8 protein-coding genes are annotated in these 6,876 nt (G+C 31.8%); 3 read left to right on the top strand and 5 right to left on the bottom strand.

The window, feature by feature from the left end:
- The first annotated feature begins 448 nt into the window (after window positions 1–448).
- Window positions 449–643, top strand: a complete 195-nt coding sequence (locus tag ACH2BP_RS00020) for a hypothetical protein (RefSeq protein WP_395055774.1) — start codon at window positions 449–451, stop codon at window positions 641–643.
- 30 nt (window positions 644–673) lie between these two features.
- On the opposite strand, the gene sufD is transcribed toward ACH2BP_RS00020, so the two are convergent.
- Genes sufD through ACH2BP_RS00045 form a run of 5 tightly spaced genes read right to left on the bottom strand, consistent with a single transcriptional unit; the run spans window position 674 to window position 5,076 of the window.
- Window positions 674–1,990, bottom strand: a complete 1,317-nt coding sequence (sufD, locus tag ACH2BP_RS00025; RefSeq protein ID WP_395055776.1) for a Fe-S cluster assembly protein SufD — start codon at window positions 1,988–1,990, stop codon at window positions 674–676.
- Between the two features lies 1 nt (window position 1,991).
- Window positions 1,992–2,741 carry a Fe-S cluster assembly ATPase SufC gene (gene sufC / locus ACH2BP_RS00030; RefSeq protein WP_395055788.1) on the bottom strand — a complete coding sequence of 250 codons (750 nt, stop codon included), beginning with the start codon at window positions 2,739–2,741 and terminating at the stop codon, window positions 1,992–1,994.
- Window positions 2,742–2,750: 9 nt separating this feature from the next.
- Window positions 2,751–3,239 carry a flavodoxin family protein gene (locus tag ACH2BP_RS00035; protein ID WP_395055778.1) on the bottom strand — a complete coding sequence of 163 codons (489 nt, stop codon included), beginning with the start codon at window positions 3,237–3,239 and terminating at the stop codon, window positions 2,751–2,753.
- 6 nt (window positions 3,240–3,245) lie between these two features.
- A complete protein-coding gene (gene sufB, locus ACH2BP_RS00040; protein WP_395055780.1) occupies window positions 3,246–4,694 on the bottom strand; it encodes a Fe-S cluster assembly protein SufB in 1,449 nt (482 codons plus the stop codon).
- Window positions 4,695–4,746: 52 nt separating this feature from the next.
- Window positions 4,747–5,076 (bottom strand): HesB/IscA family protein, encoded by a 330-nt coding sequence (locus ACH2BP_RS00045; protein ID WP_395055782.1) that lies wholly within the window; start codon window positions 5,074–5,076, stop codon window positions 4,747–4,749.
- A 179-nt stretch (window positions 5,077–5,255) separates the two neighbouring features.
- Here ACH2BP_RS00045 and ACH2BP_RS00050 point away from each other — a divergent pair, with 179 nt between their 5' ends.
- A complete protein-coding gene (locus ACH2BP_RS00050) occupies window positions 5,256–6,224 on the top strand; it encodes a YjgN family protein (protein WP_395055784.1) in 969 nt (322 codons plus the stop codon).
- Window position 6,225: 1 nt separating this feature from the next.
- Window positions 6,226–6,876, top strand: a 651-nt coding sequence (locus ACH2BP_RS00055; protein WP_395055786.1) for a M48 family metalloprotease, incomplete at its 3' end; no start/stop codon positions are given.

A 6,876-nucleotide genomic window follows, 5' to 3' on the forward strand; every position in this document is an offset into this window, starting at 1 on the left:
GATTTTTAAAAAAAATTATCAATGTTCCGATTACAAATCCGTATTTTTGAAATAAATTTAACACAAAAAAGAGTCAACGTATTTTAGGATATGACAAAATTGAAGTTGAAAGCAAATCAAAACAAGAGAGCTTTAAAAGAGATTTTGAAAATTTATCTGATATAGAAATCAATAATCGATTAAAGTATAATTTGACACATGAAGCTAGAAAAGCTTTGACAGAAATAAGAGAAGAAAGAGAAAATAAATAAATTAAAAAAGAACAAAGAGCGCAAGGTTTTAAACTTTGCGCTCTTTACATATTTGGGAATTCCGCGTTGTTATTAACGTGAATAATATAAGTTTTTATCAAAATATCACAACATAAACCTATTTATAGTCTATACCTTTGAAAGATATTTGTAGTAATTAAATCGTTTAATTCACAATAATCTAAAAAGATAAAATCATGAATCTTAAAAGACTTTTTGGCGCCTTATTAACTATTCTAGGAATAGGAGGCCTTATTTACACTGCTGTAATTTTTACTAACACTTCAGGAAGCGAACGAGATGTTAAATCTCTCATTATATATGGAATCTTAGGAATTGTATTCTTCATTTCTGGGATTAGCTTGGTTAGAACTACAAAAGACGAATCATAAAAACTTATTGATTCGACTACTTTGAAAACGTTACAAATCAAATCCCATTTTTACGCCTAATTTATCGGCAATAATTCGTGCTATTTTACTTCTTAGCTCAGGTATTTTGATGCTTCCTGTTACTTCGCTCGTAAAAGCATACATTAATAAAGCTTTGGCTTCTTTTTTAGGGATTCCGCGTTGTTGCATGTAAAACATAGCGTTTTCGTCTAATTGTCCTATTGTGCATCCATGAGAACACTTTACATCATCTGCAAAAATCTCTAGTTGTGGTTTTGCATTAATAGTGGCTTTGTCACTTAATAAAATGTTATTATTTTTCTGGAAAGCATCGGTTTTTTGAGCTTCTTTTTCTACAAAAATCTTTCCGTTAAAAACTCCTGTTGATGATCCGTCAAGAATCGTTTTATAATTCTGATGACTTTCGCAGTTTGGCGTAGCATGTTGTACTAATGTATAATGATCTACGTGCTGCTTATCTCCAATAATAGTAACACCTTTCAGCGTAGAATCGATTCTTTCACCTTGATGGTAAAAATTCAGGTTGTTTCTTGTGATATTTCCACCAAAAGAAAAAGTATGAACCGAAACATGACTTTCTTGTTTTTGAGCGATGTATGTATTGTCAATTAAATTTGCAGTTTGCACATCATTTTGTACTTTATAATAATCGACAATAGCACGTTTTTGAGCAAAAATCTCAGTAACTGAATTCGTTAAAACTGGATTGTCGTTTAAACTTTGGTGTCTTTCGATGATTTGAACGTGAGCATTTTCGCCAACAATCACTAAGTTACGAGGTTGCACCATTAGAGCAGCTTCTGTACCAGTCGAAAAATAAATAATTTCGATAGGCTTCTCGACTACTTTGCTCTTCGGAATATTTATATAAGCTCCTTCGCTTGCAAAAGCCGTATTTAAAGAAGTTAAACTTTCTTCTTTACTCGCTATGTTGTTAAAATATTCGTCGATGTACATTTTGTATTTCGGTTTGTTTAATGCAGATGACATTAAACAAACATCCAAACCATCATGTGTGGTTGAAGATAAAAAAGAACTGAATATTCCGTCGATAAAAACCACTTTGAAAGTGTCTATTTCGTGAAGAAAATATTTTTTTACATCTTTAAATTCAATAGAATTTTCTTTTTTAGGAAATACACTAAAATCATTTTTTAAGATGGTATTTAACGAGGTATATTTCCAAGATTCTTCTTTTTTAGTTGGGAATCCTTTACTTTCAAAATTCTTTATTGCCTGACTACGTAAATCGTGAAGCTCTTGATGAAAATCTATTTTTTCTTCAAAAGCCATAAATGACGATAATAATTTTTCTTTCAATTCCATATTAGTTAACGTCTTTTTTTAACCAGTCGTATCCTTTTTCTTCTAATTCTAATGCCAATTCTTTTCCGCCCGATTTCACGATTTTTCCATCATGAAGAACGTGTACAAAATCAGGAACTATGTATTCTAACAAACGTTGGTAATGCGTAATTACGATTACTGCGTTGTCTTTGCTTTTTAGTTTGTTTACGCCGTTTGCAACGATACGCAAAGCATCAATATCAAGACCCGAATCGGTTTCATCAAGGATTGCTAGTTTAGGCTCTAGCATCGCCATTTGAAAAATCTCGTTACGTTTCTTTTCTCCTCCAGAAAATCCTTCGTTAAGAGAACGAGATAAGAATTTACGATCTATTTCTAATAACTCTGATTTTTCACGAATTAGTTTCAACATTTCGTTAGCTGGCATATCTTCTTGTCCATGTGCTTTACGAGATTCGTTGATTGCTGTTTTCATGAAATTTGTTACCGAAACTCCTGGGATTTCTACAGGATATTGAAAGGATAAGAAAACACCTTTGTGTGCTCTTTCTTCCGGAGCTAACTCAGAAATATCTTCGCCTTCTAATAATATTTCACCATCGGTAACCGTATAATTTTCATTTCCTGCAATAATAGAAGAAAGTGTACTTTTTCCAGCACCATTTGGTCCCATAATCGCATGAACTTCTCCTGCTTTTACCTCAAGGTTTATTCCTTTTAATATTTCTTTGTCTTCTATCGAAGCGTGTAAATTTTTTATTGATAACATCATATCGTTTTATATAAAAGCTAATTCTATTTTATCTGTTTTTGTAAATTGGTCTGCATTAAAATGTTTGTCTCCAAGGTATTCCATACCTAAATATTCTGCCGATTTTCGAAACGGAATATAAAAATCGAAATCTATTTCGTTATCGTGAGAATTTGAAAGTACTGCTACTTTTTTTCCACGAAGTAATCTTCCTGTTTCTTTTTCTATCCGAATTAAATCCGAAAGTCTATCAAAAAAAACTTTCATCACACCACTCATACTATACCAATACACTGGAGTTGCAAAAACTAAAGTGTCATATTTTTCTAGTATTGTTTTAATAAGTGGTAAGAAATCATCTTCTCTGTTTCTACTTTCGTAATCATAATAAGATATTTGATAATTATTCAAATTAACCACATCAAAATCATATTGTGAAGTAATCACATCAACTATCTTGGTTGTATTTCCGTTGTTTCGTGAAGATCCAACTATAATTACTTTTTTATTTTCCATTGTTAATTATCCAACACTTCCTTCTAACGAAATCTCCAACAACTTCTGAGCTTCCACTGCAAATTCCATTGGTAATTTATTTAAGACCTCTTTACTAAAACCGTTTACAATTAGTGCAATGGCTTTTTCAGTCGGAATTCCTCGTTGGTTACAATAAAAAACTTGGTCTTCGCCAATTTTACTTGTCGTTGCTTCGTGTTCTATTTTGGCCGATGTATTTTTACTTTCGATATAAGGAAAAGTATGCGCGCCGCAATTATTTCCCATAAGTAACGAGTCACATTGTGAAAAATTACGAGCATTATCAGCACCAGCACCAATTCTTACCAAACCACGGTAACTATTTTGTGATTTTCCTGCCGAAATTCCTTTAGAAATTATTGTAGATTTGGTGTTTTTACCAATGTGAATCATCTTCGTACCAGTGTCTGCTTGTTGGAAATTATTGGTCACTGCAATCGAATAAAATTCTCCAATCGAATTGTCACCTTTTAATATACAAGACGGATATTTCCAAGTCACTGCCGAACCTGTTTCGACTTGTGTCCAAGAAATTTTTGCGTTTTTTTCACAAATTCCTCTTTTGGTCACAAAATTATAGACACCACCTTTTCCTTCTTTGTTTCCTGGATACCAGTTCTGTACGGTCGAATATTTTATTTCGGCATCATCTAGAGCAATCAACTCAACAACTGCAGCATGCAACTGATTTTCATCACGACTTGGCGCTGTACAACCTTCTAAGTAAGAAACATAACTGCCTTCGTCGGCAATAAGAAGTGTTCTTTCAAATTGTCCAGTTCCTGCTTGATTGATACGGAAATAAGTAGATAATTCCATCGGACAACGAACGCCTTTTGGAATATAACAGAAACTTCCGTCAGAGAAAACAGCCGAATTTAAAGCCGCATAAAAATTGTCTTTTTGCGGTACAACTGTTCCTAAATATTTTTGAACTAATTCTGGAAATTCACGAATCGCTTCAGAAATTGGACAGAAAATTATTCCTTTTTCAGATAATGTTTTTTTGAAAGTTGTCGCTACCGAAACAGAATCGACTACAATATCCATAGCGACATTGTTCATCATTTTTTGTTCATCGATAGAAATTCCTAGCTTTTTGTACATTTCTAATAAATCCGGATCTACATCGTCTAATGTTTTGTTTGGATCAACTGCTTTTGGCGCAGAATAATAGGAAATTGCCTGAAAATCGGGTTTTGCATAATGAACATTTGCCCATTCTGGTTCTATCATTTCTTGCCAAGCACGAAAAGCTTCAATACGCCAATCGGTCATCCATTGTGGTTCTTCTTTTTTTAAAGAAATTGCACGCACTATATCTTCATTTAAACCAATAGGAAACGTTTCCGATTCGATATCAGTGTAAAATCCGTACTCGTATTCTTTTGTTTCGAGTTCGATTTTCAAATCGTCTTCTGTGTATTTGCTCATTTTTTATCATTTAACCCTTCTAGGGTTTAAAACCCTAGAAGGGTTGTTTCGTTTATAAAGAAAAACTTTCTCCGCATCCACAAGTTCTTGATGCATTTGGATTATTAAAAACAAATCCTTTCCCGTTTAATCCTCCAGAAAATTCTAATATTGTACCTGCTAAATAAAGAAAACTCTTCTTTTCGACAGCTATTTTTATATTATTATCTTCAAAAACTTTATCGTTTTCTCCAATTTGTTTGTCAAATATTAAATCGTACGATAATCCTGAACAACCACCACTTTTTACGCCCACACGAACGTAGTCATTGGCAGCATCAAAACCATCATCTTTCATCATATCGACAATTTTTTTACTGGCAGATTCAGATACTTTTATCATTGTTATTTTGATTTTGTCTAAATTAACCACAAAGATAAGTCATAAAATGCTTTTTACAAGTTTTACTAACATTTTTATAACTAATGGTAGCATAGAAAAAATCGATTTCGTTTTTTTAACCAAAAAACTAAAAAAAACATTTATATATTGCAATCAAATTATAAAAACAAACAAACATTATGGAGAACACGGAAAACTCTTTATCTAAATTAAAAAACTACAAACTAGATTTTCATGGAAATGGAAGTGATTTTTTTGGAATATTAATAGTCAATTGGCTTTTAACAATCGTTACACTTGGTTTTTATTATCCTTGGGCAAAGGCAAAAAAATTGCAATATTTATATGGTGAAACTTCATTAAACGAGGATAGATTCGAATTTACCGGAACTGGAAAAGAAATGTTTATGGGTTTTATAAAAGCGATTGGTTTATTTGTAGTTTTATATGGTGTTTTATTGTTATTTATCTATTTAGAAATGCCCGGAATAGGTCTTTTGTTCTTTTATTTAGCCTTTTTTGCGGTACTTCCGGTTGCTATTCACGGATCTTATAAATATAGAATGTCGAGAACATCTTGGAGAGGAATCCGTTTTGGATATAGAGGCGACAGAAACGAACTCGTAAAAAACTTTTTCAAATGGATTGGTTTAACAATTGTTACTCTTGGTATTTATGGCTCGTGGTTGGCAATGAATTTAAGAAGTTATATAATTGGCAACATTAAATTTGGTGACATTGAAATGAAATATAAAGGTGATGGTGGAGATTATTTGTTAATGAATCTTAAAGGATATTTTCTAACCATTATTACTTTAGGTATTTATATGTTTTGGTGGCAAAAAGATATGTTCGATTATTACATTAACAACTTAAGTTTGCATAAAGACGACGAAAAAATCGAATTAGAATCTACCGTAACTGGTGGTGAGATATTTCAATTAAGCATTGTAAATATTTTGATACTAATTTTTACACTGGGAATTGGTTCTGCTTGGGTTGAAATAAGAACTATGAAATATATTATGTCTAATGTTAATCTTGCGGGTACTATCGATTTAGATACTATAAAACAGACCGAAGAAAATTACAATGACGCTACTGGAGAAGATATCGAAGACATGCTCGACATGGATTTTGTAATGTAATATGATGATGATTAAAACTGCCGCAATTTATTTTGACGGAGAATCTTCTGCTCCTCAGAATGTTGAATTTTTTTTAGATAAAAAGAAAGGAGTTTTTTATTTTGAAACTCAAAAAAAAGGGTGGATAAATTTCGAGATTAAAGAATCAGACTTTAAACAAAAGTCTGATTCATTTGTTATTCAAAATAAAGAAGATGTTTCTAAAAGTATCATCTTAAAAGATCCCCTTTTTATAAATAACTTAAAAACATATCTCGAAGAAACAGGAAACATTAACTGGTATCAGAAACTTATAAATCTAGGTTTCAAAGTTCATTCGACAATTGCTATAACAATTCTAGGCTTTATAGGTTTATCTTACTTATATATACTGCCTTACATTGCAGAAAAGGCAGTGGTTTTAGTTCCTGAAAGTTATGATACTAATTTAGGCAATCTAGTTTTCAAACAAAGTTTGATGACAAGCACCATTGATTCTGTAAAATCAGAAAAACTAAATCTATTTGCTAAAGAACTCAAGTTAAATAACCATAAAAATTTACATTTTACAGTCGTAAATTCTGGTATTATAAATGCATATGCTTTACCTAATGGAGAAATTGTTGTTTTTTTAGGCATACTTGATGCAATGGAAAATTATGACGAACTTGTA

Source organism: Flavobacterium sp. (assembly GCF_043756175.1).
GTDB lineage: Bacteria > Bacteroidota > Bacteroidia > Flavobacteriales > Flavobacteriaceae > Flavobacterium.